18 protein-coding genes and 1 riboswitch are annotated in these 21374 nt (G+C 66.6%); of the genes, 15 read left to right on the top strand and 3 right to left on the bottom strand.

The genetic code is table 11. The annotated features are described in order from the left end of the window. Positions 1-24 precede the first annotated feature (24 nt). The 4 genes from A7X97_RS15860 (at position 25) to A7X97_RS15845 (ending at position 7362) form a co-directional block, all read left to right on the top strand. On the top strand, positions 25-2172 hold the full coding sequence (locus A7X97_RS15860) for a S46 family peptidase (protein WP_111008169.1): 2148 nt from the start codon (positions 25-27) through the stop codon (positions 2170-2172). Positions 2173-2307: 135 nt separating this feature from the next. Further along, a complete protein-coding gene (locus A7X97_RS15855) occupies positions 2308-5766 on the top strand; it encodes a hybrid sensor histidine kinase/response regulator (protein WP_088496645.1) in 3459 nt (1152 codons plus the stop codon). Between the two features lie 238 nt (positions 5767-6004). Further along, a riboswitch (yybP-ykoY riboswitch) is annotated at positions 6005-6094 on the top strand. A gap of 89 nt (positions 6095-6183) precedes the next feature. After that, positions 6184-6759: a manganese efflux pump MntP gene (locus tag A7X97_RS15850; protein WP_049449888.1), complete on the top strand. Its 576-nt coding sequence runs from the start codon at positions 6184-6186 to the stop codon at positions 6757-6759. A 147-nt stretch (positions 6760-6906) separates the two neighbouring features. Further along, entirely contained in the window at positions 6907-7362 is a 456-nt protein-coding gene (locus tag A7X97_RS15845) for an REP-associated tyrosine transposase (protein ID WP_072168863.1), read from the top strand. Between the two features lie 102 nt (positions 7363-7464). On the opposite strand, the gene A7X97_RS15840 is transcribed toward A7X97_RS15845, so the two are convergent. Next, positions 7465-8130 carry a response regulator transcription factor gene (locus A7X97_RS15840; protein WP_005420420.1) on the bottom strand — a complete coding sequence of 222 codons (666 nt, stop codon included), beginning with the start codon at positions 8128-8130 and terminating at the stop codon, positions 7465-7467. 80 nt (positions 8131-8210) lie between these two features. Next, positions 8211-10154, bottom strand: coding sequence for an acetate--CoA ligase (gene acs, locus A7X97_RS15835; RefSeq protein ID WP_088496646.1), 1944 nt, complete (start codon positions 10152-10154; stop codon positions 8211-8213). 245 nt (positions 10155-10399) lie between these two features. Here acs and A7X97_RS15830 point away from each other — a divergent pair, with 245 nt between their 5' ends. The 7 genes from A7X97_RS15830 (at position 10400) to xth (ending at position 17805) form a co-directional block, all read left to right on the top strand. Beyond that, the gene (locus tag A7X97_RS15830; protein WP_057494015.1) at positions 10400-11827 is read left to right on the top strand and encodes a DcaP family trimeric outer membrane transporter; all 1428 of its coding nucleotides are present in this window, start codon (positions 10400-10402) and stop codon (positions 11825-11827) included. A 127-nt stretch (positions 11828-11954) separates the two neighbouring features. Then, positions 11955-13616, top strand: coding sequence for an MFS transporter (locus A7X97_RS15825; RefSeq protein WP_049412037.1), 1662 nt, complete (start codon positions 11955-11957; stop codon positions 13614-13616). 74 nt (positions 13617-13690) lie between these two features. After that, positions 13691-13936, top strand: a complete 246-nt coding sequence (locus A7X97_RS15820; RefSeq protein WP_088496647.1) for a hypothetical protein — start codon at positions 13691-13693, stop codon at positions 13934-13936. Positions 13937-14242: 306 nt separating this feature from the next. Beyond that, positions 14243-14737 carry a hypothetical protein gene (locus A7X97_RS21750; RefSeq protein ID WP_146260255.1) on the top strand — a complete coding sequence of 165 codons (495 nt, stop codon included), beginning with the start codon at positions 14243-14245 and terminating at the stop codon, positions 14735-14737. 51 nt (positions 14738-14788) lie between these two features. Continuing rightward, a complete protein-coding gene (gene tli1a, locus A7X97_RS15810) occupies positions 14789-15331 on the top strand; it encodes a Tli1a family immunity protein (RefSeq protein ID WP_172412117.1) in 543 nt (180 codons plus the stop codon). A gap of 127 nt (positions 15332-15458) precedes the next feature. Continuing rightward, positions 15459-16868 carry a coniferyl aldehyde dehydrogenase gene (locus A7X97_RS15805; protein WP_088496650.1) on the top strand — a complete coding sequence of 470 codons (1410 nt, stop codon included), beginning with the start codon at positions 15459-15461 and terminating at the stop codon, positions 16866-16868. A 169-nt stretch (positions 16869-17037) separates the two neighbouring features. Further along, on the top strand, positions 17038-17805 hold the full coding sequence (gene xth, locus A7X97_RS15800; protein WP_088496651.1) for an exodeoxyribonuclease III: 768 nt from the start codon (positions 17038-17040) through the stop codon (positions 17803-17805). Between the two features lie 72 nt (positions 17806-17877). Here xth and A7X97_RS15795 read toward each other — a convergent pair whose 3' ends face one another. Next, on the bottom strand, positions 17878-18129 hold the full coding sequence (locus A7X97_RS15795) for a GlsB/YeaQ/YmgE family stress response membrane protein (RefSeq protein ID WP_005411656.1): 252 nt from the start codon (positions 18127-18129) through the stop codon (positions 17878-17880). A gap of 84 nt (positions 18130-18213) precedes the next feature. On the opposite strand from A7X97_RS15795, the gene A7X97_RS15790 reads away from it, so the two are divergent. The 4 genes from A7X97_RS15790 (at position 18214) to A7X97_RS15775 (ending at position 21325) form a co-directional block, all read left to right on the top strand. Beyond that, positions 18214-18813, top strand: a complete 600-nt coding sequence (locus A7X97_RS15790) for a 4'-phosphopantetheinyl transferase family protein (protein WP_061480448.1) — start codon at positions 18214-18216, stop codon at positions 18811-18813. A gap of 39 nt (positions 18814-18852) precedes the next feature. Continuing rightward, entirely contained in the window at positions 18853-19491 is a 639-nt protein-coding gene (rsmG, locus tag A7X97_RS15785) for a 16S rRNA (guanine(527)-N(7))-methyltransferase RsmG (RefSeq protein WP_012481632.1), read from the top strand. 113 nt (positions 19492-19604) lie between these two features. Then, positions 19605-20402 carry a ParA family protein gene (locus tag A7X97_RS15780; RefSeq protein ID WP_088496652.1) on the top strand — a complete coding sequence of 266 codons (798 nt, stop codon included), beginning with the start codon at positions 19605-19607 and terminating at the stop codon, positions 20400-20402. After that, positions 20402-21325: a ParB/RepB/Spo0J family partition protein gene (locus A7X97_RS15775; RefSeq protein WP_049415931.1), complete on the top strand. Its 924-nt coding sequence runs from the start codon at positions 20402-20404 to the stop codon at positions 21323-21325. The genes A7X97_RS15780 and A7X97_RS15775 overlap by 1 nt, the downstream gene beginning before the upstream one ends. Positions 21326-21374: the final 49 nt, after the last annotated feature.

The following is a 21374-nucleotide window of genomic DNA, read 5'->3' as shown; positions in this document are numbered from 1 at the left end:
TGTTCTGTCGTACCGGATTGCCTCATGTCGCCACGCAAAGCCCTTCCCACCGCCCTGGCCCTGGGCCTGACCCTTGCCGCTGGTGCCCACGCCGATGAAGGCATGTGGATGCCGACCCAGCTGCCGGACCTGGCCAAGCCGCTGCAGGCCGCTGGCTTCAAGGGCAATCCGGCCGACCTGGCCAACGTCACCGCGCCGCCGCTGAGCGCGGTGGTGCGCGCGGGCGGCGGCACCGGCTCGTTCGTGTCCAGCGACGGCCTGCTGCTGACCAATCACCACGTGGCGATGGGCGTGATCCAGTACAACAGCTCCCCAGAGCACGACCTGATCAACGGTGGCTTCATCGCCAGGGACCGTGCCGATGAGCGCCCGGCCAACCCGGACTTCCGCGTGCTGGTCACCGTCGGCTTCGACAAGGTGACCGACCAGGTGCTGGCGCAGGCCCGCGGCAAGACCGGCCGTGCCTACTTCGATGCCGTCGATGCGGCCAGCAAGCAGATCGTGGCCGAGTGCGAGAAGGATGGCAGCGTGCGCTGCTCGGTGGCCAACATGTACTACGGCGCCGACTTCTACCGCATCGCCCAGCTGGAACTGAGCGACGTGCGCCTGGTGTACGCGCCGCCGCGTGCGATCGGCAACTATGGCGATGAGATCGACAATTTCATGTGGCCGCGCCACACCGGCGACTTCACCCTGCTGCGCGCCTATGTGGGCAAGGACGGCAAGCCGGCCGCCTACAGCAAGGACAACGTGCCCTACCAGGCGCCGGCACACCTGCAGATGTCGGTGGAGGGCCCGAAGGAGGGCGACTACGCGATGCTGGCCGGTTATCCGGGCATCACCTACCGCCACCGTACCGCGGCAGAATTCGCCGGCCAGATCGACACCGTGCTGCCGCGCCGCGTTTCGGTGTTCCAGCAGATGATCGACACCATCGAGGCGGCAACCGCCAAGGACGCGCAGGCACGTACCCGTTACGCTTCGCAGCTGCAGTCGCTGAAGAACAACCGCAAGCGCGCCGCCGGTGAGCTGGAAGGCCTGCTGCGCAGCGATGCCAAGGCCCAGCGTGCCGCCGACGAGACCGCGATGCTGGCCGCCACCGACCGCAGGTACCAGGGCGACATCAAGGCGCTGCTGGCCAACCTGTCACAGGGCGCGGCGGTGGGCGAGCGTGACCTGCTGCTGGACCAGATGGCCGCACAGAGCCAGTTGCTGCGCTCGGCGCTGCTGCTGGAGCGCCTGCGCATCGAATCGGCCAAACCGGACGCGCAGCGCGAGAGCGGTTACCAGCAGCGCGACCAGGCGATGATCGAAGGCGTGCTCAAGCAGGTCCAGCGCCGCTACGCACCGGAGGTCGAGAAGGCCCTGCTGACCACCCTGCTGACCCGTTACCAGCAGCTGCCGGACGCGCAGCGCGTGGCCGAGTTCGACGCCGCCTTCGGCCGTACCCCGCAGCAGCTGGCCAAGGCACTGGACACCCTGTACGCCGGCACCCAGCTGGGTGACGAGGCGCAGCGCCTGTCGCGCTTCGCGGCTGCGCGCGAAGGCAAGGCCCTGGCCGCCGATCCGTTGATCGCTGTGGCCGGCCCGCTGGTGGCCGCGCAGCTGCGCATCGAGAACGAAAGCAAGACCCGCGAGGGCGAGCAGCTGCGCCTGCGCCCGGCCTACATGCAGGCGCTGTTCGCCTGGCGTGCCAAGCAGGGCCGCGCTGTGTACCCGGATGCCAACCGCACCCTGCGCATCAGCTACGGCAGGGTCGAGGCGCTGCACCCGCGCGATGGCGTGACCTACTCGCCGGTGACCACCGTGGCCGGCATCGTCGAGAAGAACACCAGCGCCTATCCGTTCGACGCACCCAAGCCGCTGCTGGCAGCAATCGCCAAGGGTGACTTCGGCAGCACCGCCGATCCGGCACTGAAGACCCAGACGGTCAACTTCCTGACCAACCTGGACACCACCGGCGGCAACTCCGGCTCGCCGGTGCTCAATGCCAAGGGCGAACTGATCGGCCTGAACTTTGACAGCAACTGGGAGTCGGTCAGCGCCAGCTGGTGGTTCGACCCGCGCTACAAGCGTGCCGTGCACGTGGACATGCGCTACCTGCGCTGGCTGCTGGCCAAGGTCTACCCGGCGCCGGAACTGCTGAAGGAAATGGGCGTGCCGGCCCAGTAAGAAGCCGGCCACGACCCACGGTCGTGGCCCGCACCGCGTAGGCCCCCACCCGGGTGGGGGTGGTTGCCCCCAACGCGCCCGCACCCCCGGCCGCGCCTGGCCTACACTGCGGGTTCTTCCCACGGAAACGCACGCGTGGTCTCCAGCTGGATCCTGCTGCTGGTCTCGGTTGCCTACGCCGCGCTGCTGTTCGGCGTGGCGTGGTGGGGCGACCGTCGGCCGATGTACCCCGACCGGCCGTGGCTGCGGCCGGTGGTCTACAGCCTGGCGCTGGCCGTGTACTGCTCCTCGTGGACGTTCTACGGCGCGGTGGGTACCGCCGTGCGCAATGGCGTGGGCTACCTGCCGATCTACATCGGCCCGCTGCTGCTGCTGTTGTTCGGCTGGCGCATCATCGAGCGCCTGGCGCTGATCGCACGCAGCCAGAACGTGGTCTCCATCGCCGATTTCATCTCCTCGCGCTTCGGTCGCTCGCGGCGGCTGGCGGCGCTGGTGGCGATCATCGCGCTGATCGGCATCATTCCGTACCTGGCGTTGCAGTACAAAGCGGTGGCGATGAGCCTGCAGGTACTGACCGGCAACACCGGCCCCACCGGCTTCTTCACCGACCCGGCGCTGTACGTGGCGCTGCTGATGGCGCTGTTCGCCACCCTGTTCGGCACCCGCCAGGTCGATGCCACCGAGCACCACCACGGCATGATGCTGGCGATCGCCTTCGAATCGGTGATCAAGCTGCTGGCGATGCTGGCGGTGGGCGTGTTCGCCTACCTGTGGCTGAGCAACCGCACCGACGCGGTGGTCGAGTCGGTGCATACGCTGTTCACCGGCCTGCCGCCGGTCGGCTTCATCTCGCAGACCCTGCTCAGTTTCCTCGCCATCATCTGCCTGCCGCGCCAGTTCCACGTGGCCGTGGTCGAGTGCGGTGACGTGCGCGACGTGCGCCGCGCGCGCTGGATGTTCGGCGGTTACCTGGTGCTGATCTCGGGCATGGTGCTGCCGATCGCCACCGCCGGCGTGACCCTGTTCGGTACCAGCGGCAGCGTCGCCGACGATTCGATGGTGCTGGCGCTGCCGTTGGCCGAAGGCCGCAATGCGCTGGCGCTGATCGCCTACGTGGGCGGCTTCTCGGCGGCCACCGGCATGGTCATCGTCTCGTCCATCGCGCTGGCGACCATGGTCAGCAACGACCTGGTGATGCCGGTGCTGCTGCGTCGGAGCGGTGACCACCAGGAAGCCGCCGACGTCGCCTCGCGCGTGCTGTGGATCCGCCGCCTAGCGATCCTGCTGCTGGCGCTGATGGCCTACAGCTACTACCGCACCAGCAGCAACGACAGCACGCTGGCCTCGTACGGCCTGATGGCGTTCGCAGCGGTGGCGCAGTTCGCGCCCGGCCTGATCGGCGGCCTGTACTGGCGCGGTGCCAGCCGGCGCGGCGTCGAAGTGGGCATGCTGCTGGGCTTCGCCACCTGGCTGTACACCCTGCTGCTGCCGGCGATGACCATGGCCGGCTGGGTCGACGCCGCCTGGGTGCAGCACGGCCCGTTCGGCATCGAGTGGCTGCGTCCGCAGCAGCTGTTCGGCATGTCCGGCTGGGATCCGCTGACCCACGGTACGTTCTGGTCGCTGCTGGTCAATGCGGCCACGATGATGCTGGTGTCCGCACGCTGGCGCCCCGGTGTGGACGAGCGCCTGCGTGCGGCACCGTTCCTCGACCCGTATGCCGAGCGCCCGTCGGTGGCCGGTGGCTGGCCCGGTCATGTGCATGTGGGCGACCTGCTGGCACTGGCCTCGCGCGTGGTCGGCGAACGTCATGCGCGGCGTTCGTTCTTCGAGCAGGCGCAGTCACTGGGCCGTGAACTGCAATCCTCCGCGCCTGCAGACCGCCCGTGGGTGCAGTTCACCGAGCGCCTGCTGGCCGCGTCGATCGGCGCGGCGTCCGCACGCCTGCTGCTGACCAGCCTGCTGCGTGGCTCGGGCATGGACCTGGGCGAAGTGGTGGCAGTGCTGGACGAAGCCGGGCAGGAACTGCGCTTCAACCGCGAGATCCTGTCGACCACGCTGGAGAACATCAGCGCCGGGGTCAGCGTGGTCGATCCGGACATGCGCCTGACCGCGTGGAACCGCCGCTACCAGGACATGTTCGGCTACCCCGACGGCATGCTCTACGTGGGCCGCCCGGTGGCCGACCTGATCCGCTACAACGCCGAGCGCGGTGAGCTGGGCGAGGGCGATATCGAAGTGCAGATCAACCGCCGCATCGGCTACATGCGCGCCGGTTCGCCGCACGTGTTCGAGCGCACCCGCAGCGACGGCAAGGTGATCGAGATGCGCGGCCAGGCGCTGCCCGGCGGCGGTTACGTGACCAGCTACAACGACATCACCGACTACAAGCACGCTGAAAGGGCGCTGCTTGAAGCCAACGAGACGCTGGAACAGCGCGTGGCCGAGCGCTCGCATGAGGCCGAGGTCGCGCAGCAGTCGAAGACGCGCTTCCTGGCGGCGATCAGCCACGACGTGCTGCAGCCGCTGAACGCAGCACGCCTGTTCGCTTCGGCACTGCGCGACAGTGATCACGTGAGCGACGAGCAGAAGCATCTTGCCGAGCGCGTGGATGCGTCGCTGCGTGCGGCCGAAGAACTGCTTGATGGCCTGCTGGACGTGTCGCGGCTGGATGCCGGTGGCCTGCACCCGGTGATCGGCGAATTCGACGTGAGTGCGTTGATGCGCGAGCTGGCGGCGCAGTACACCCCGGTCGCTGCGGGTCGCGGTCTGCGCCTGGACCTGTTCACGCGTCCGGCCTGGGTGCGCAGTGACCGCCGCCTGCTGCGCCGCGTACTGCAGAACTTCCTGGCCAATGCGCTGCGCTACACACGCCAGGGGCGCATCGTGCTGGCCGTGCGCCAGCGCGGCGACGAGGTGGAACTGCAGGTGTGGGATACCGGCCCGGGCATTCCCGAACACCACATGCGGCAGATCTTCGACGAGTTCCACCGCTACCAGCAGCCGTTCGACTGGGGCGAGCAGGGGTTGGGCCTGGGCCTGTCGATCTGCCAGCGCATCTCGCGCCTGCTTGATCATCGGTTGAACGCACGCAGCCGCGTCGGCAAGGGCTCGATGTTCTCGATCATCCTGCCGCGGGTGGCGCCACTACCCGGGTATACCGAGTTGGCCACGCCGGTGCAGGCCGTGCCCGCACCGGTGCGCAGCGATTCGCTGGCGGGCCTGCGGGTGTTGTGCGTGGACAACGACGAGGAAATCCTCGACGGCATGCGCGCGCTGCTCGGCCGCTGGCAGGTGCAGGTGATCACTGCCGCCACCGTCGACCAGGCGCTGGAGAAGATTGCCGAGCGTCCGCAGGTGATGCTGGTGGACTACCACCTGCACGATCGCATGGATGGCCTCGATGCGCTGGTGGCGCTGCGCGAGGCGGCCGGCTATCCGCTGCCGGGTGCGCTGCTGACCGCCGATGGCCGCGACGAACTGAAGCGGATGGCACGCGAGCGTGGCTACCGCGTGCTGACCAAGCCGATCAAGCCGGCCTCGCTGCGCGCCTTCCTCGGCGCGCTGCGCGACGCCGGCAACAGCGATGCCTGATGGCAATGTAGAGCCGAGTCCGCACTCGGCTGCTGCGCGGGACATGGTGTTCCGTGGGCCGGCCGAACAGCAGCCGAGCATTGGCTCGGCTCTACAAAAATCCAGTTGCGGGGGCCCTCTGTAGAGCCGAGCCCGCGCGCAGCGACGTGCTGATATAGCCATCGCTATACAAACCAGCCCTGCCTGCGCGTTTCGATGGAAATGCGCCACGCGTGGATCGCGATGCTAAGCTTCGCGTCCCCTTGGGGAGTAGCCGGATTCCTTCGCAGGAATCGTCCACGTCAACATACTCGGCCAGTGCGCCGTGGCGTGGACAACCATGATGGTTGGCGAGACCAGCGGCCCGCGCGCGCAACGTCAGGTTGGGCGCGAGCGCCGGCCGTGCGTCCGTCCTAGCCCGACCTTCAGCAGTCGCCAATGTCCCCCATCTCGATCCTCCTGATCGGCTTTGCCATGTCCACCGATGCCTTTGCCGCCGCGATCGGCAAGGGCGCGGCCATGCGCAAGCCGGTGTTCCGCGATGCCTTGCGTGCCGGCATCATCTTCGGCGTCATCGAGGCGATCACGCCCATCATCGGCTGGCTGCTCGGCCGCGCCGCCCTGCAGTATGTCGAAGCCTTCGACCACTGGATCGCGTTCGGCCTGCTCGGCGCGCTGGGCATCCACATGATCTACAACGGCCTGCGCCCGGACAGTGCTGACGAAGACGAAGACCCCTCGCAGCACCACGGCTTCTGGAAGCTGGCGTTGACCGGTTTCGCCACCAGCATCGATGCGATGGCGGTGGGCATCGGCCTGGCCTTCATGGACGTGCATATCGGCGTGATGGCCGCGGTCATCGGCCTGTGCACGCTGACCATGGTCACCGCCGGCATCATGCTCGGCCGCGTGCTGGGCAGCATGGTCGGCAAGCGTGCCGAGATCATCGGTGGCGTGATCCTGGTGATCATCGGCGCGACGATCCTGTACGAACACCTGCACGGCGTGGGGTGAGCAGGGAAACCTGTAGAGCCGAGCCCACGCTCGGCTGCTTTGCATGGCAGCCGAGCATGGGCTCGGCTCTACATCAGGGTGTTGGCTGACAAGCATTGCGGTGTTGCACTGATGGAGAGACTGGCATGCGTGCCATAGCCTCTTCGCATGGCCAGTCCCGCACTCCGTTATGGTCGTTGGTCGCATACCGGCAATGTCTATGCACTTACCACGGTGACGCATGCGCGTCGTCCCTGGTTCAGTGACAAGGCCAACGTCGATCTGCTGATCGAAGCCCTGCGCACCGTAGAGCGGACGGGGCGGACCTCCTCCCTCGCCTGGGTGGTGATGCCGGATCATCTGCACTGGCTGTTCGAACTCCGTACCGGCACGCTCGTCGGCTGCATGCAGATCCTCAAATCACGGAGCGGGCGTTCCATCGGCAGGCGCACTGAGGCGAACGCGCCGATCTGGCAGCCGGGATACTACGATCATGCGCTGCGCGGCGATGAGTGCCTGCGCACGCAGGCGATGTACATCGCGGCCAATCCCGTGCGTGCTGGGCTGGCCACGCGCATCGGGGAATACCCCTATGTGTGGAGTCGATGGTTGCTTGAGGAGTGATTGGTATTGAGGCAAAGAGCAGCCGAGCGTGGGCTCGGCTCTACAGGGGCATCATGACGTCTGTAGAGCCGAGCCCATGCTCGGCTCCGCAGTCCGTCACCTTCAGTCTTCTTCCGGCGGCAGCACGATGGCGTCGTCGTCGATCGCCAGCTTGCCGGCCATCAGCACGGCCTGGGTGCGGTTGGTCACGCCGAGCTTGCGCAGGATGGCGGTGACGTGGGCCTTGATCGTCGCTTCGGAGACGTTGAGGTCGTAGGCGATCTGCTTGTTCAAGCGGCCGGCGCCGAGCATCTGCAGGACGCGGAACTGCTGCGGGGTCAGCTCGCGCAGGCGCTGGCCGACTTCGCGTTCTTCGCTGCCGGTGGGCGGCACGTTGTGCGCTTCCGGCGGTGCCCAGGTCTCGCCATCGAGGATGGTGCCCAACGCATGGCCGATGGTGTCCGAATCCGCAGACTTCGGGATGAAGCCCAGCGCACCGTGGTCGAGCGCGCGGCGCATCACCGTGGCCTCTTCGCGCGCGGACACCACCACCACTGGCAGCTGGGGGTGCAGTGAGCGCATGTGCACCAGTGCGTTGAAACCCTGCGCACCGGGCATGTTGAGATCCATCAGGACCAGGTCGGCGTCGTTGTGCTGGTCGGCCAGCGCGTACAGCGCTTCCACGCTGTCGGCCTCGAACAGCTGCACGCCCGGGATGACCCGCTGCACGGCGCCGCGCAGGGCTTCGCGGAACAGCGGGTGGTCATCGGCAATCAGGAGGGTGGTCATGGTCGGGGGGAACCGTGGGGGAAAGCAGATGGGGTCAGAGCCCTTTCCTTGAGCAAAGGGATCCGACCCCGGGTCGTACGTCATCGCACCTTGCGCTCGTCCACCAGCGACGCCACCACCGATGGATCGGCCAGGGTCGAGGTGTCGCCGAGCTGGTCCGGTGCGTTCTCGGCGATCTTGCGCAGGATGCGGCGCATGATCTTGCCCGAGCGGGTCTTCGGCAGGCCCGGCGCCCACTGCAGGTGGTCCGGTGTGGCGATCGGGCCGATCTCCTTGCGCACCCAGGCGATCAGTTCCTTGTGCAGCTCATCGCTCGGCGCCTCTTCGGCCACCAGGGTGACGTAGGCGTAGATGCCCTGGCCCTTGACGTCGTGCGGGAAGCCCACGACCGCCGCTTCGGCCACCTTCGGATGCGAGACCAGCGCGCTTTCCACTTCGGCGGTGCCGATGCGGTGGCCGGACACATTGATCACATCGTCGACGCGGCCGGTGATCCAGTAATAGCCGTCCTCGTCGCGGCGGCAACCGTCGCCGGTGAAGTAGCTGCCGGGGTAGGTGCGGAAATACGTATCGATGAAACGCTGGTGGTCGCCGTACACCGTGCGCATCTGGCCCGGCCAGGAGTCACGGATGATCAGGTTGCCCTCGGTCGGGCCGTCCTGGATCTCGCCATCGGCATTGACCAGCGCCGGCTGCACGCCGAAGAAGGGCAGGGTGGCCGACCCCGGCTTGAGGTCCATCGCACCGGCCAGCGGCGAGATCAGGATGCCGCCGGTCTCGGTCTGCCACCAGGTATCGACGATCGGGCAGCGGCTGTCGCCGACCACTTCGTAGTACCAGCGCCAGGCTTCCGGGTTGATCGGCTCGCCGACGCTGCCGAGCAGGCGCAGCGACGCGCGCGAGGTCTTCTTCACCGGCTCCTCGCCCTCGCGCATCAGCGCACGGATGGCGGTCGGGGCGGTGTAGAAGATGCTCACCTTGTGCTTGTCGATGACGTTCCAGAAGCGCGAGGTGTCCGGATAGTTCGGCACGCCTTCGAACATCAGCGAGGTCGCACCGTTGGCCAGTGGCCCGTACACGATGTAGCTGTGGCCGGTGACCCAGCCGACGTCGGCGGTGCACCAGTAGATGTCGTCCTCGCGCAGGTCGAACACCGCTTCATGGGTGCAGGCCGCGTACAGCAGATAGCCGCCGGTGGTGTGCAGCACGCCCTTCGGCTTGCCGGTGGAACCGGAGGTGTAGAGGATGAACAGCGGATCTTCCGCGTTCATGCGTTCCGGTTCGCAGGTGGCCGGCTGGCTGTCCACCACATCGTGGAACCAGCGGTCGCGCGGGGCCTGCATGTCCACCGCGCCGCCGGTGTGGCGCACCACCAGCACGGTTTCAACCGTGTTCGTGCCCGGCAGCTTCAGCGCGGCATCAACGTTGGCCTTCAGCGGAATCCTGCGGCCACCGCGCAAGCCTTCGTCGGCGGTGATGATCAGCTTGCTCTGGCAGTCGCTGACGCGGTCGGCGATCGAGTTCGGCGCGAAGCCACCAAACACCACCGAGTGGATCGCACCGATGCGCGCGCAGGCCAGCATGGCCACCGCAGCATCGATGATCATCGGCAGGTAGATGGTGACGCGGTCGCCCTTTTTGACCCCGAGGTTGCGCAGCGCATTGCCGAGGCGGCAGGTGCGCTCATACAGCTCGCGATAGGTCACGTGCTGGGCCGGTGCATCCGGGCCGTCCGGCTCGAACAGCAGGGCGGTCTTGTCGCCGCGCGTCTCGAGCTGGCGATCCAGGCAGTTCACGCTGGCATTGAGCTCACCATCCTCGAACCACTTGATGTGGAAGTCGGACAGGTCGTAGCTGACGTTCTTGATCTTCGTCGGCTTGCGCATCCATTGCAGGCGCTCGGCGGCCTTGCCCCAGAATCCATCCGGATCGGTTACCGACGCCTGGTACTGCTGTTCATAGGTCTTCTTGTCGATGCGTGCCTTGGCGGCGAACTGCGGATCGACGGGGTAGATATCAGCCATGGCACCCTCACTTGCACGTTGACTTTGTATGTGCGGTCGCAGCATCGCAACGACCGATCCCCCTCAGTTTGCCCCATCCACCCCCGGCCGCGTCACCACCCTGGTTAGACCATGGTCGAAAGTGAGCGCCCTGCAGGGCCGGGTTCGACCAATGGCGAATAGCCGCTATACATAATCGCCCCGCAGTCTCGGCTCGACCGTGCCCCACGCGCGGCATCACCTTGCCACTTGGGAGAGAGGGCAACATGAGCCACCGTACGTTGAAAGCCGTGCGCACACCTTTGGCGGCCTGCCTGCTGGTCGCCTTGGTCGCACCGGGCATGGCGTTCGCAGAGACCGCCAAAGAGAAGGCACTGGAAGCACGCGTTGCCGAACTGGAACGCCAGGTCCAGCTGCTGCTGTCTTCGCAGCAACAACAACAGACCCAGATCAGCCAGACCCAGCAGGCGGTGACCGAAGTCCGCACGGTGCAGGCCGGGCAGAAGCCGGTCGCACAGGTGCCGGCCGGCAAGCAGCCGATCCAGGTCACCACCCTCACCCCGGGCGCGGCACCGGGCACCACGGTCAAGATCGGCGGCTTCATCAAGGCCGACTTCTTGGCCACCCAGACCAGCGATGGCCAGCTGGCCGACGACGCCACCGGCCGCTCGCTGTACCTGCCGGGCCAGACCCCGGTGGAAGGCGCTGGCGGCAGCGGCAAGCGGTCGGGCACCGATTTCAACGCCCATGCCAAGTTCTCGCGCTTCAACCTGGGCATCGACAACGTCAGCGAATCGGGCAACAAGGCCGGTGCGTTCTTCGAGATGGACTTCTTCGGCAACTCGCTGGGCAACCAGACCGCCACCAATACCTACGGCGTGACCCTGCGCCACGCCTACATGTACTGGAACAACTGGCTGGCCGGCCAGACCTGGTCCAACTTCATGGACGCGGCCGCACTGCCGGAAGCGGTCGACTTCGTCGGCCCCACCGACGGCGTGATCTTCGTGCGCCAGGCGCAGGTGCGCTACACCCAGGGTGGCTTCAGCGTCGCGCTGGAAAACCCGGAAACCACCACCCTCACCGGCACCCGCAACCCGGTCACCGGCGCCTGGACCAACGCCAGCGCCAACTCCGACCGTGGCAGCCTGCCCGACCTGACCCTGCGCTATGGTTGGAAGGGCGACTGGGGCACCTTCGGTGTCGGCGGCATCGTCCGCCAGTTGAAGGTCGACAACCAGGCGACCGGCGCGAAGGCCGACAAGGTGGCCGGCGGCCTGACCCTGGGCGGCAAGTGGGTGATGGGTGACAGCGATTCGCTGCATTACCAGCTGACCGGTGGCGAAGGCATCGCCCGCTACATCGGCCTGGGCATCACTGCCGACAGTGCCTATGACGTGGCCCGCGACGAACTCAACCCGACCGGCGTGCTGGCCGGCTATGTCGGCTGGCGGCATGCGTTCTCGCCGAAGCTGCGCACCAACCTGATCTACGCGCGCAGCGACTACGACAACGACAGCATCCTCGGCCCGCTGGTGACCAAGAGCGTGCAGAGCATCCGCGGCAACATCTTCTATTCGCCGCTGCCCAAGGTCGATATCGGCGCCGAGCTGATGTATGGCCGTCGCGAAGTGGAGAACGGCAACAAGGGTGACATCACCCGGTTGCAGTTCACTACGAAGTACAGCTTCTAAGAGCGTGCCGGCCAGCGGCCGGCACCTACCGAGATGGGGTGCCGGCCAAGGTCGGCATCTACCGAATTGAGTGCCGACCAACGGTCGGCACCCACCAACAACGATTGCTTCGGAGGGGAAGCGTCCCATGTCCAGTACACCCAGCACCGCACATAAAGCGGGCACCCTGACCAAGGGCCACAAGAAGGTCATCTTCGCCTCGAGCCTCGGCACGGTCTTCGAGTGGTATGACTTCTTCCTGTACGGCTCGCTCGCGGCCATCATCGCCAAGCAGTTCTTCAGTGGCGTCAATGAAACCACGGGCATGATCTTCGCCCTGCTGGCGTTCGCCGCCGGCTTCTTCGTGCGCCCGTTCGGCGCGGCCTTCTTCGGCAGCCTCGGCGACCGCATCGGCCGCAAGTACACCTTCCTGGTCACCATCCTGATCATGGGCATCTCGACCTTCCTGGTCGGCGTGCTGCCCAACTACGCCTCGATCGGGTTTGCCGCACCGGTGATCCTGATCATCCTGCGCCTGGCCCAGGGCCTGGCGATGGGCGGCGAGTACGGCGGTGCCGCCACCTATGTGGCCGAGCACGCGCCGGACGACAAGCGTGGCCTGTACACCAGCTTCATCCAGTGCACCGCCACGCTGGGCCTGTTCCTGTCGCTGCTGATCATCCTGGCCTGCCGCATGACGCTGGGCAACGAGGCGTTCGAAGCCTGGGGCTGGCGCATTCCGTTCCTGGTGTCGATCCTGCTGCTGGGCATTTCGGTGTGGATCCGCCTGCAGCTGAGCGAATCGCCGCTGTTCCAGCAGATGAAGGCTGAAGGCAAGGGCTCCAAGACCCCGTTCCGCGACAGCCTGAAGGGTGGCAACCTGAAGCTGATGTTGCTGGTCCTGCTCGGTGCAGCGGCTGGCCAGGCCGTGGTCTGGTACGGCGGACAGTTCTACGCGCTGTTCTTCCTCAGCAGCATGCTGAAGGTCGATGCCACCACCTCCTACCTGCTGATCGCCGCAGCGCTGGCACTGGGCACGCCGTTCTTCATCTTCTTCGGCTGGCTGTCCGACCGCATCGGCCGCAAGAAGATCATCCTGGCCGGCTGCCTGCTGGCGGCCATCACCTACATCCCGATCTTCAAGGGCCTGACCCACTTCGCCAACCCGGCCATCGAAGAAGCGCGCAGCAGCTCCCCGGCACTGGTCGTCGCCGACCCGGCCACCTGCTCGTTCCAGTTCGATCCGGTGGGCCTGCGCAAGTTCACCAGCTCCTGCGACGTGGCCACCGCCGCGCTGACCAAGGCCGGTGTGCCGTACGACGTGCAGCCCGCCGCCGCCGGTTCGCTGGCGATGGTGAACGTGGGCAGTGCCAGCGTCACCTCGTATGAGGCCGCTGGCCTGACCAAGGAAGAAGGCAAGGCCAAGGCCGATGCGTTCGGCGCGGAGCTGAAGACCGCGCTGACCACCGCCGGCTACCCGGCCAAGGCCGATGGTGCGCGCATCAACATCGCCGGCACCATCTTCATGCTGTGGCTGCTGGTGCTGTACGTGACCATGGTCTACGGCCCGATCGCCGCCTACCTGGTGGAACTGTTCCCGACCCGCATCCGCTACACCTCGATGTCGCTGCCGTACCACATCGGCAACGGCTGGTTCGGTGGCTTCCTGCCGGCGATCTCGTTCGCGCTGGTGGCCGGTACCGGCAACCTGTACTACGGCCTGTGGTACCCGATTGCGATCGCACTGATGTCGGTGGTGATCGGCGGCCTGTTCCTGCGCGAGACCAAGAACGTGGATATCACCAAGTAGGAATGATGTTCACCGGATGAAGGAAAGGCCGCGGTGCAGACCGCGGCCTTTTCTTTTCCCTGTAGCGCCGAGCCATGCTCGGCGACCGCGCAACGCGCGGCACAGAGTTCCGCAGACGCGAACAGACAGCGCTCAATGCCGTCGATGTGTCCGCGCTCGGCGTTCAGGCCGACTGCCGCGACATCAATGGACTGCTCGCTGGCATCGGAAGCTCCGGCCACGAGAAGACATCCGGTCAGAAATGCAAATACGCGTCGCATCTACGCATGTTATTGGAGGTGGGATACTACCTTCAGCGCGCTGACGTCGTGCGGCAATGAAACAAGTACGAATCTACATATCAGCCCAGTATTTGATCGTACCGGTGCGGGATGACGTATCCAGCCACACGGAAGACGGGGACTTCTAGCAAGAACTGCCAACGTCTGACGCAAATGGCCCGAACTCCCTTTGTTCATCCGTACGCCCCATAGCATGTGTGATTCATCGAATCGGATCGGGGAATGCGCAGGGTACTTCTGGCAGCGATCATCACTGTCTCAGCGTCAGCGGCTGGCGCAGAAACGCATGTAGCTGCCGACGACGCGACACGGCAGGGAAGCCTGCGAGTCGAGGAAAGATCGCCCGTGATCAAGCAACTATGCGAGACAGAGACGGTCTGGCTGTCCTGGAACGACGCCGTACCAAGCGCAAGACTGGTGACCTGCGATTGCAGTTGCACATCGCATGACAACTCAGGATGGCTTGTCGAGGCGCAACCGGAAGTCGACACCTATCGGGTGCATCGAGTCTCTCTCGGCAAGGTTTTCAGTCCCACGGAGTTCCGTCGGGCTGGTGCGCGGATTCAGGACATCGTCTCGTCGCATCCGTGGTGCTCAGGCGCCAAACCGAGCATGCCGACGAATGCCGTGTTTGCGACGTTGGTGAAGCAGCCCACGGAATCGGGCGATGAGCCTAACTGCTTTACGCCCCACTTCTTCGTAGGTGATCGGAATGTCCCCCTGAAGAGGATTCCAATGTCGGGCGAACAGTTATCCGACGCGTCCGCAGCAGGATCAGCACTGATCGCGCGGGAGGTCAAGTTCCTGCGTGATTGGCGGCTGGAGTTTGCGCCTGAGTAGCGCATTCGTTCCCTCGGACAAAGTATGAGGGCTATACATTATGGGGTTTCAATGATGTTTGTTTTGAAGCGCGTGGTGCTGGCATTTCTTGCCGGCCCACCTCTGCTCCTATCTGCCTATGCTGTGGATGCGAGTGCGATCTATGGTGTCAACCACACCCACTGGGCGATCAACCGGTTCAGTGTCGATGGCCGTTCAGCCGTTGACAGCATTGGCCGATATCAAGGCGGCGGTGGAGGGTGCTGCTACAGCGCACCAGAACGCTGGCATTCTGGGCTGACGGTGCGGGTTGACTGGGAAACGGGTGCCGGAAGCTCGAGAGATTTTCCTGGAACCAGAGACTGGCCAAAATTTCTGGAGTGGGAGAAGAAAATCCTGGCGCAGAAGCGCAGGCATAGCAAAGTCGTCTCCGTCCCGGATTACACCGGCCAGGACGTCTGCGGCATCACCGTACATTTCCTGCCCTGCGATGAGATTCAGGTCACCACCTCCTGTTATGCCTACGGCAGCCCCGAGTACCCGATCAAGATTCCGCTTGAGTTGCCAGAACCCCAGTCTTGCCCGGCACAACCTACCGACCAGCAGAAGACGTAGTGATGGACGGGTTTGCATGAGGGGGTGAACGCATGCAAGGCGGTCGGGAGGTGTCCGAATGAGACCCCGTGCCACGGCGTGAAGGTTGGCATGCGAGCCGGGCACGGCTCGACCCTACAATCGGCCCATGACCACCACCGCCCCCGCCGACCTTCCCGCCATCCTGCACTCCCTGCGCAGTGCCTGGCAGTCGCAGCGGCCCACGCTCGACCAGCGCGAAGCCGACCTGCGTCGTCTGCGCGAGGCGCTGAAGGCGCGGCTGGATGAAATGGCCCAGGCCATCGCCGAGGACTTCGGCCACCGCGTCCACGTCGAATCGAAGCTGGCCGATGGCATGAGTGTGCTGTCGGCCATCGACCACCTGCGCCGCCACCTGCGGCGCTGGTCGAAACCGCAGCGGGCATCGGCGGGATGGAAACTGTGGCCGGCGCGCGCGCAGTTGCGGCCGACGCCGCTGGGCGTGGTCGGGGTGATCTCACCGTGGAACTACCCGGTCACGCTGGCGCTGGTGCCGCTGGTCACCGCCATCGCTGCCGGCAACCACGTACTGCTGAAGCCTTCGGAACACACGCCGCGCACCAGTGCGTTCCTGGCTGATCTGCTGGCCAGCGTGTTCCCGCCCGATCGGGTGGCGGTGGTGCAGGGCGGGGCGGATGTGGCCGCGGCGGTGTCCTCGCTGCCGCTGGACCATCTGCTGTTCACCGGCTCGACGGCCGTTGGCCGCAAGGTGATGGCCGCCGCCGCCGAGCATCTGGTGCCGGTCACGCTGGAGCTGGGCGGCAAGTCGCCGGCCATCGTCTGCCGCGATTTTCCGCTGGACAAAGCCGCTGCGCGGCTGGCCACCGGCAAGTGGTTCAACGCGGGCCAGACCTGCATCGCGCCGGATTATGTGCTGATCGATACGGTCCGCCAGCGCGAGTTCGTACAGGCGCTGCAGCAGCAGGTGCACGAGCGCTATGGCGACTTCAGCAATGCCGACGACTACACGCGCATCATCAACGAGGGCCAGTACCAGCGCCTGCAGGGCTATCTGGTGCAGGCGCGCGAACGTGGCGTGCCGGTGATTCCGTTGGCGCAGGTGGATGAGGCGCGCGCCGACCGCGAGCGTCTGCTGGTGCCGACCGTGGTGCTGGACCCGCCCGACGATCTGGACCTGATGCGCGAGGAAATCTTCGGGCCGATCCTGCCGGTGCGGGCCTATCCGGATCTGGATGCCGCGCTGGCCGACGTGCTGTCCCGCGACCGGCCGCTGGCGCTGTATCCCTTCAGCCATGACACGGCCACGGTGGAGCGCATCCTCGGCCAGGTGGCGGCCGGTGGCGTGACGGTAAATGACACGTTGCTGCACTTCGCCGCCGATGGCCTGCCGTTTGGCGGGGTGGGGGCCAGCGGTATGGGCGCGTACCACGGCCGGGCCGGGTTCGATGCGATGAGCAAGCGGCTGCCGGTGCTGTGGCAGTCGCGCTGGGCGGCCAGTGACCGGCTGCGCCCGCCGTATTCGAAGATTGTGGGGTTGTTGAAGCTGCTGCTGCGGTGAACCCAGGCAGGGCGTGGCACTACTGAATCAGGGCCCGATTCTTCTGTAGAGCCGAGCCCACGCTCGGCTGCTCCTGGCTGGGTGCCTGGTCAATGCAGCCGAGCGTGGGCTCGGCTCTACACGGGAATCCGGGCCGCCCCCATCCCGGCCACCCGGGTAGAATGCCCGCATGAAAATCGCCTCGTGGAACGTCAATTCGCTCAATGTCCGCCTGCCGCACCTGGAGCAGTGGCTCAAGGACTTCGGCCCGGACATCGTCGGTATCCAGGAAACCAAGCTGGAGGACCACAAGTTCCCCGACTCTGCGCTGATCGCCGCCGGCTACCGCAGCGTGTTCGCCGGCCAGAAGACCTACAACGGCGTGGCGCTGCTGTCGCGTGAGCCTGCACAGGACGTGCAGATCGGCATTCCCGGCTTCGAGGACGAACAGAAGCGCGTCATCGCCGGTACCTTCGGCGACCTGCGGGTGATCAACCTGTACGTGGTCAACGGCCAGGACATCGGTACCGACAAGTACGAGTACAAGCTGCGCTGGCTGGAAGCGGTGCATGCGTGGGTCGCGCAGGAGCTGCAGCGCCACCCGAAGCTGATCGTGATGGGCGACTTCAACATCGCCCCGGACGCCCGCGACGTGCACGACCCGGAGGTGTGGAACGACAACCACATCCTGACCTCCACCGCCGAGCGCGGCGCGCTCACCAAGCTGCTGCAGCTGGGCCTGCACGATGGCTTCCGCCTGCACAACGACGAGGCGGGTACCTTCAGCTGGTGGGATTACCGGGCGGCCGGTTTCCGCCGCAACCTCGGCCTGCGCATCGACCTGACCCTGGTCTCCGATGCGCTGAAGAGCGGTGCGGTGGCCTCGGGCATCGACCGCGAGCCGCGCACCTGGGAACGCCCGAGCGACCATGCGCCGGCGTGGGTACAGATCGGTTGAATGAACGAGGCCCGGCGATTGCCGGGCCCGTTCTGAAAGGCCCGCCGGCCAGCGGCCGGCGTTACCGCCGCGTCAGCGTATGCTCTTGCGGGTGAACAGGTTGACGATCGCCAGCAGGATCACCGCACCGATCAGCGAGAACAGGAAGGTTCGAATGGTGATCGCTTCGTTGATGCCGCCGCCGAACAGCCAGCCGGAAATCAGCGCGCCGACGATGCCGACCACGATGTTGAGGATGATGCCCTGCTGGGCATCGCGCTTCATGATGATGCTGGCCAGCCAGCCTACGATGCCGCCGACGATCAGCCAGATGATGATGCCCATGATCGAACCTCCGGTGGGGAACGGTGACCAGTTGACGCGCACGGCCGTGAACCCGTCGTGCAATCGTGTGACGGGCGCGTGCGCATGAGCCTGCCAGCCACCCTCGACGGCCCGTGGCGCTTTGGTCCGGTGACGGTCTGGCGGCGCCCGCACGTGCCCGGCCATCGCGGCGAACCGCAGGCACGGCAGGTGCTGGCGCAGGCCCTCGGGGCCGATCCGGAGACGCTGCCGCTGGTCCGCGATGACAAGGGCCGGCCGGAACTGAGCGGCGCATTGGCCCACTACGGCACTGGCTGGAGCCACAGCGGCGAGGTGCTGCTGGTGGCGCTGGGCGAAGGCGTGCGGCTGGGCGTGGACCTGGAACTGCTGCGGCCGCGCGCCCGCCTGCTGGAGATCGTGCAGCGCTTCTTCCACCCGGAGGAGGTGGCGTGGCTGGAAAGCCTGGACCAGGCCGACCGCGAACACTGGTTCTTCCGCGTGTGGTGCGCCAAGGAAGCGATGCTGAAGGCGCACGGCCAGGGTATCTCGTTCGGCCTGCACCGCCTGCAGCTGGCGCCGGGGGCCGATGGCGCCCTGCACCTGCGCTGGTGCGACCCGGAACTGGGCGAGGCCGCGCGCTGGCACCTGCACGAATGGCAGGCCACCGGTCAGTTCCGGGCGGCGTTGGCCTGGTATCCGCACTGAGGCGGGGAATCAGCGCGCAAAACCGGCGATAATGCCGGCATGAGCGAACACCCACTTCCCGCCAGCGTGGCTGCCACGCTGGAACAGGGCCTGGCCAGCATGGGCCTGGATGCCGCGCTGGCGCCGCCGCTGCTGCGCTACCTGGCCCTGCTGCACCGCTGGAACGGCACCTACAACCTCACCGCCATCCGCGACCCGCAGGAGATGGTCACCCGCCACCTGCTCGACTCGCTGGCGATGCAGCCGTTCGTGGCCGATGGCAGCCTGGCCGACCTCGGCACCGGGCCCGGGCTGCCCGGCATCCCGCTGGCCATCGCCTGCCCGGGCCTGCAGGTGACCCTGGTCGAGAGCAATGGCAAGAAGGCGCGCTTCATGCGCGAGGCCGTGCGCCAGCTCGGCCTGGGCAATGCCCGCGTGGCCGAATCGCGCGCCGAGGCGCTGGACGAGGCCGGCCGTTACGACCAGCTGACCGCGCGCGCAATGGATACCCTGGCCGGCATCGTCCGCGTCGGTGGCCATCTGCTGCGCCCCGGTGGCGTGCTGCTGGCCATGAAGGGCGTCTACCCGCATGAGGAGATCGCGGAACTGCCGGCGGGCTGGCAGGTGCGCGAGGTGACCCCGCTGAGCGTGCCCGGCCTGGCCGGCGAACGCCACCTGGTCACCGTTACAGGTCCCTGATTCCCGCCGCCAGCCCTTTGTGGAACAACGGGTTGGCGATCCACGATTTCCGCAAGGGGCCGGTTGTACGCATAATGACCGGTCCCAACCATCCGTCGACGAGGCACACCCGCATGGCCCGCATCATCGCCATCGCCAACCAGAAGGGTGGCGTCGGCAAGACCACGACCGCCGTCAACCTGGCCGCTTCCCTGGCCAATGCACCCAAGCGTGTGCTGCTGGTCGACCTCGATTCGCAGGGCAACGCGACCATGGGCAGCGGCGTGGACAAGCGTGAGCTGGCCGCCTCCACCTACGATCTGCTGCTGGGCGAGTCCAGCGCCGCCGATGTACGCGTGCAGACCGCCGAAGGCTACGACCTGTTGCCCGGCAACATCGACCTGACCGCCGCCGAGATCCAGCTGATGGCGCAGAGCGAGCGCGAGCAGCGGCTGAAGCGCGCGCTGGCACCGATCCGCGACGAGTACGACTACATCCTGATCGACTGCCCGCCGGCGCTGTCGCTGCTGACGCTCAACGCGCTGGCCGCCGCCGATTCGGTGATCGTGCCGATGCAGTGCGAGTACTACGCCCTGGAAGGCCTGAGCGCGCTGGTGGAAACCATCGAAGCGCTGCGTGCCGACCTCAATCCGGCGCTGGAGATCGAAGGCGTGCTGCGCACCATGTTCGATGTGCGCAACAACCTGGCCAACGCGGTGTCGGCCGAGCTCACCGAGCACTTCGGCGATCGCGTGTTCCGCACCATCGTGCCGCGCAACGTGCGCCTGGCCGAGGCACCCAGCCATGGCCAGAGCATCGTCGGCTACGACCGCGCCTCGCGCGGTGGCGTGGCCTACCTGGGCCTGGCCGGCGAGATCATCCGCCGCAACAACGAACGCAACAAGGCCACCAAGGCCGTGGAGACCGTCTGATGACCAGCAGCAAGCCGGCAGCCAAGAAGCGAGGCCTCGGCCGTGGCCTGGACGCGCTGCTGGGCCCGAAGGGCGCGGTCAGCCAGGTGCAGGCCACCACGGCGGTGATCGAGCCGCTGCCGGGGGAAGTGCTGCGCAAGTTGCCGGTCGGCCAGCTGCAGCCGGGCAAATACCAGCCGCGCCGCGAAATGGACGAGGGCAAGCTGTCCGAGCTGGCCGACTCGATCAAGTCGCAGGGCGTGATCCAGCCGATCCTGGTGCGCCAGCTGCCGGCGGGCAACTACGAAATCGTCGCCGGTGAACGCCGCTGGCGCGCATCGCAGCTGGCCGGGCTGGACGAAGTGCCGGTGGTGGTGCGCGAGCTGGAAGACCGCACCGTCATCGCGATGGCGCTGATCGAGAACATCCAGCGCGAAGACCTCAACCCGCTGGAAGAAGCCGAAGCGCTGCAGCGCCTGATCAGCGAGTTCACCCTCACCCATGCCGAGGCCGCCGAGGCCGTCGGCCGCTCGCGCGCGGCGGTGTCCAACCTGCTGCGCCTGCTGGAACTGCCGGTGGCGATCCGCCTGCTGCTGGAAACCCGCCGCCTGGAAATGGGGCATGCCCGTGCGCTGCTGACCCTGGCCCCCGAACTGGCCGGCAAGCTGGCCCAGGAAGCGGCCGACGAAGGCTGGTCGGTGCGCGAGGTCGAGCGGCGCGCGCAGGCCTTCGCCGCCGGCAAGGTGCCGAGCAGCCGTCCGGTGGCCACGCCGAAGGTGCAGCAGGCCGACATCGCCTCGCTGGAAACCGAGCTGTCCGAAGCGCTCGGCGCCAAGGTGGCGATCAGCCACGGCCGTGGCGGCAAGGGCAAGCTGATCATCCACTACACCGACCTGGACACCCTGGACGGCGTGCTGGAAAAACTGCGCACGCGCCAGGGCTGAGCCCGGCGCCACATCACGCCGGCCGACGCATCCCCGCGACGTCGGCCAC

The organism is Stenotrophomonas sepilia (genome assembly GCF_003244875.1).
Lineage (GTDB): Bacteria > Pseudomonadota > Gammaproteobacteria > Xanthomonadales > Xanthomonadaceae > Stenotrophomonas > Stenotrophomonas sepilia.
This window is presented reverse-complemented; position numbering and strand designations above follow the sequence as displayed.

Bases quoted from the DNA above. Each gene is read 5' to 3' on its own strand.
- A7X97_RS15825 (WP_049412037.1), top strand. From the start codon at position 11,955: ATGTCCAGTACACCCAGCACCGCACATAAAGCGGGCACCCTGACCAAG.
- A7X97_RS15845 (WP_072168863.1), top strand. From the start codon at position 6,907: ATGGCCAGTCCCGCACTCCGTTATGGTCGTTGGTCGCATACCGGCAAT.
- tli1a (WP_172412117.1), top strand. From the start codon at position 14,789: ATGATGTTTGTTTTGAAGCGCGTGGTGCTGGCATTTCTTGCCGGCCCA.
- A7X97_RS15840 (WP_005420420.1), bottom strand. From the start codon at position 8,130: ATGACCACCCTCCTGATTGCCGATGACCACCCGCTGTTCCGCGAAGCC.
- A7X97_RS15830 (WP_057494015.1), top strand. From the start codon at position 10,400: ATGAGCCACCGTACGTTGAAAGCCGTGCGCACACCTTTGGCGGCCTGC.
- xth (WP_088496651.1), top strand. From the start codon at position 17,038: ATGAAAATCGCCTCGTGGAACGTCAATTCGCTCAATGTCCGCCTGCCG.
- A7X97_RS15860 (WP_111008169.1), top strand. From the start codon at position 25: ATGTCGCCACGCAAAGCCCTTCCCACCGCCCTGGCCCTGGGCCTGACC.
- A7X97_RS15780 (WP_088496652.1), top strand. From the start codon at position 19,605: ATGGCCCGCATCATCGCCATCGCCAACCAGAAGGGTGGCGTCGGCAAG.
- A7X97_RS15805 (WP_088496650.1), top strand. From the start codon at position 15,459: ATGACCACCACCGCCCCCGCCGACCTTCCCGCCATCCTGCACTCCCTG.
- rsmG (WP_012481632.1), top strand. From the start codon at position 18,853: ATGAGCGAACACCCACTTCCCGCCAGCGTGGCTGCCACGCTGGAACAG.
- A7X97_RS15795 (WP_005411656.1), bottom strand. From the start codon at position 18,129: ATGGGCATCATCATCTGGCTGATCGTCGGCGGCATCGTAGGCTGGCTG.
- A7X97_RS15820 (WP_088496647.1), top strand. From the start codon at position 13,691: ATGCTCGGCGACCGCGCAACGCGCGGCACAGAGTTCCGCAGACGCGAA.
- A7X97_RS15850 (WP_049449888.1), top strand. From the start codon at position 6,184: ATGTCCCCCATCTCGATCCTCCTGATCGGCTTTGCCATGTCCACCGAT.
- acs (WP_088496646.1), bottom strand. From the start codon at position 10,154: ATGGCTGATATCTACCCCGTCGATCCGCAGTTCGCCGCCAAGGCACGC.
- A7X97_RS15790 (WP_061480448.1), top strand. From the start codon at position 18,214: ATGAGCCTGCCAGCCACCCTCGACGGCCCGTGGCGCTTTGGTCCGGTG.
- A7X97_RS15775 (WP_049415931.1), top strand. From the start codon at position 20,402: ATGACCAGCAGCAAGCCGGCAGCCAAGAAGCGAGGCCTCGGCCGTGGC.